We start from the raw sequence: 3,372 nt of genomic DNA on the forward strand, positions 1-3,372 counted from the left end.
CAAATATGTACAAGCCAGGATGGAAAAACTGGAACTGACCGTGACCAGTGCGGCGCAACGTTCAGGCATTTCCCGTCAGACTTGGCACAAGCTGATGCGCGCCGACATCAAGGAAGCCAAAATTTCTACCTTGATAAGGGTCGCCAATACATTGAAAATTACTGTACCCGATTTGATTGAAGTATATTTTCATTCAGGCGAGCAATTTTGCCGATTTACCCGCCATAACCATCCATCTACTGATAGCCCCTGGTCTACAGTTTAACCACCCTTACCTGAATGCCTCCTGTTGGAGGCATTTTTATTTTCAAGTTCTGCACAAATATTTTTCACTCTTAAGCTCCACCTCTGTGCTTGGCAATAAAAAATACTTGATTCTGTCCATAATCCACTTGACTGAAGTTTTGTAATGGGAAAAAATTCCCATCTATGGATAACATGCTCCGTTCAGCCTTTTACCGCATTGTCAAAACCCTGATGCGCATCCTTTACCGTAAGGGGGTCGCTTTGGGGGATTTCACCCAGGTGGTGAAACAGGCGTATGTGGACGTCGTTGAACAGGAGCTGATCCGTAGCGGTGAACGGGTCACCACTTCACGCATCGCCGCCATTACCGGCCTGACCCGCAAGGATGTGGCGCAATTGCGGGAACGCGAGGAGCAGGAAACCAGCCCGCGTCATAACCGGGGGATGCGCGTGCTGACTGGCTGGCGGCATGATGAGGAATTTGCTGATCCAGCGACTGGCCAGCCAGCTATCCTGCCGTTCCGGGGGGAGCGGGGCAGTTTTGAGCGGCTGGTGCAGCGTTACAGCGGGGATATGTCCGCTTTCGCCATGCTGGAAGAGATGAAGCGCATCCAGGTGGCGGGGGAAACGCTGGATGGCGGCGTGCAGATGCTCAGTCAGGTTTACATCCCGCAGGGCGATGAAGGTGAAAAAATCGCGTTGTTGGGCATGGATGTGCCGCTGTTGATTTCGACCATCGACCACAACCTGACATGCCGCGACCCATTGGAGCTGCGTTACCAGCGCAAGGTCAGCTACAACAATTTGCCGGAAGAAGTGTTGCCGGAATTCAGGGCATTTGTGCGCAAGGACGCCCAGCAGTTGCTGCTGCGATTTAATGACTGGCTGTACCAACATGACCGTGACCATACGCCGGATGTGCAGGGGACAGGCCGTATGCAGGCGGGTGTCGGCATTTACTATTTTGAGCAGCCTGCGGAACCCAAGGAGCCAAAACAATGAATATCAAGTTCGCCCTTGCAGCCTTGCTGTGCGGTGTATGGCTGGGTAGCTGTGTGGAAGGCTCACAAACGCTGGCGGAAGGCGGCATGAGCGGAACCGGCATTTCCAGCGGGCGCATTACCGGCTTTGGCAGCATTTACGTCAATGGCGTCCATTATGATGTCAGCCAGGCAGCGTTTTACCGCGATGGGGAACAAGTCAGCGGGCAGGGCGCTTTCAGTGTTGGCGAGTTTGTAACCGTGGCTGGTGAAGTGCAGGGTGATGGTGTCGACGGCAAGGCCAGCCAGGTGACGTTTGACAGTTTGCTGGTTGGCGAAGTGACCGCGCCTGCCACTGATGGCCAGAGCCTGACCGTGATGGAACAGACTGTGCAGACCGATGATTTGACAGTTTTACATGGCTTTGAGCAGCTCACAGCCTTGCAGACAGGCAATGTCGTGGAAATTTCCGGTGTCCGCGACGCCGACGGTGTGATAACGGCTTCCAGCATTGCCCTGTTGCCGGGGCGGCAGCCGCAGGATGGCGCGGGCCTGAAGCTGGAAGGCCGTGTCAGTGTTTTCTTGCCGGAGCAGCATTCCTTCCAGTTGGGTAACTTGATTGTCGATTATACCCCCGCCCGGCTGGAAGGCTTTTTGCCTGGGCAAACATTGGCGGAAGGGCAATTCGTGCAGGTTGAAACCCGGCAGCCATTGCAGGGGCTGACCTTGCTGGCGTCGCGGGTAGCACTGAAAAATCAGCCTGATTATCCGCAGGATACGCGCCTGCATCTGGAAGGCGTGGTGACCGCGCTGGCGGCGGCGAACCGCTTTACGCTCAATGATCAAGTGGTGGTGGTGTCCGCTGCGACCCGCTTTGATGACCTGACCGTGTCGGATTTGGCGCTGAATATGGCGCTGGAAGTGGAAGGCGTAGTCAATCAGGCGGGTGAATTGCTGGCGGGTCGGGTGGCGGCGCAGCATGTCAGGGATGGGCGGACGCTCACGTTGGAAGGCAATGTCCTGTCGTTGCAGCCAGATCAAAAAACGTTCACTTTGCCCGGCGGCGTCTTGCAGGTGGACAACGCCAGCATGTTGCTGCTTGGGCGGGATGCCGACCAGCGCCAGACCACTGGGTCGTTTGCATCGATTAAGACGGGTGATTTTGTCAGGGTGGAGGCCGTTCCCCAAAGCGATGGCAGCCTGCGGGTGTTGCGCTTGGACTGGGGGGCACCGCCGACTGGCTCCGAGCCGCCTTTGCACGGGGAGGAATCCCCGCACTGAATACTGCTGGCCAGTTGCAGCTGGCTGGCAGTTATAAAAAACCCGGTGTTGCAGCACCGGGTCACAAACACTTACCCATCATGGGTAAGATTTTTGGCAACTATGGAGAAACAACCATGAAAATCAATACTTCTCTTTCCCTGTTCACCGCTGGTGCCTTGTTGTCAGCGTCTTTTCTTGCCTACGCACACAATGGCGGGGCTCCGGCTTCCGAATATGACACCAATGGCGATGGCGTCGTGACCGCGGCTGAAATCCTTGCAGTTAAAACGGCTGATTTTACGGCGGCTGATGTTGATAATAGCGGCGCTTTGTCGCTGGCGGAATACCTTAATTTGGAAAATACGCTGCAAACCCGGCGCATTGCGGCTGCTTTCGCCAAGATGGACGTTGATTCAGACAGCAATATTACCTTGGCCGAATTTACGGCTTCTGCGCCAGCCAACACTGCCGCCTACCTGACCAATGTCTTCAAGCTGGCAGATAAGAACGCTGATGCAGGCGTCAGTCTGGCGGAGTTCACCGAACTGCAAAGCAAGGGGGCCAACGGCGGCGTATGGGAGTTTGCCCGTCTTGACGCCAACGCGGATCAGCTGTTGGCGCTGGATGAGTATACTGCGGTTCCGGCGCAGCCAACGACGCCTACTGCTCCAGCTAGCGGTGAACGCGGCGGCAAGGCAGGCAAGCGCTAATCCGGCATTGGCATGCTGAGAGGGAAATATGCCTCTCAGCTTGACTGTCGGAATTGGCTTTAATGGATAGTTGAGGGCGAAAAGGGTTGTGGTTTAGGCTGCAACCCTTTTTTTATGTGGGCAGAAATGAAAAAGGGCTGCGCCTGATAGAGCGCAACCCTTTGATTCATAAT

The 3,372-nt window shown here is 55.3% G+C and carries 4 protein-coding genes; all 4 read left to right on the top strand.

Features of this window, described 5'->3' with window-relative positions; genetic code table 11:
* The coding region (locus tag VSS37_RS04390; RefSeq protein WP_324693469.1) for a helix-turn-helix domain-containing protein at nucleotides 1-265 on the top strand (265 nt) is incomplete at its 5' end.
* Between the two features lie 164 nt (nucleotides 266-429).
* On the top strand, nucleotides 430-1,248 hold the full coding sequence (locus tag VSS37_RS04395) for a DUF6502 family protein (RefSeq protein ID WP_324693470.1): 819 nt from the start codon (nucleotides 430-432) through the stop codon (nucleotides 1,246-1,248).
* Entirely contained in the window at nucleotides 1,245-2,507 is a 1,263-nt protein-coding gene (locus tag VSS37_RS04400) for a DUF5666 domain-containing protein (RefSeq protein WP_324693471.1), read from the top strand. Before VSS37_RS04395 ends, VSS37_RS04400 begins: the two co-directional genes overlap by 4 nt.
* Nucleotides 2,508-2,623: 116 nt before the next feature.
* Entirely contained in the window at nucleotides 2,624-3,199 is a 576-nt protein-coding gene (locus VSS37_RS04405; protein ID WP_324693473.1) for an EF-hand domain-containing protein, read from the top strand.
* The last annotated feature ends 173 nt before the right edge of the window (nucleotides 3,200-3,372 follow it).

Source organism: Candidatus Thiothrix phosphatis, from assembly GCF_035668035.1.
GTDB lineage: Bacteria > Pseudomonadota > Gammaproteobacteria > Thiotrichales > Thiotrichaceae > Thiothrix > Thiothrix phosphatis.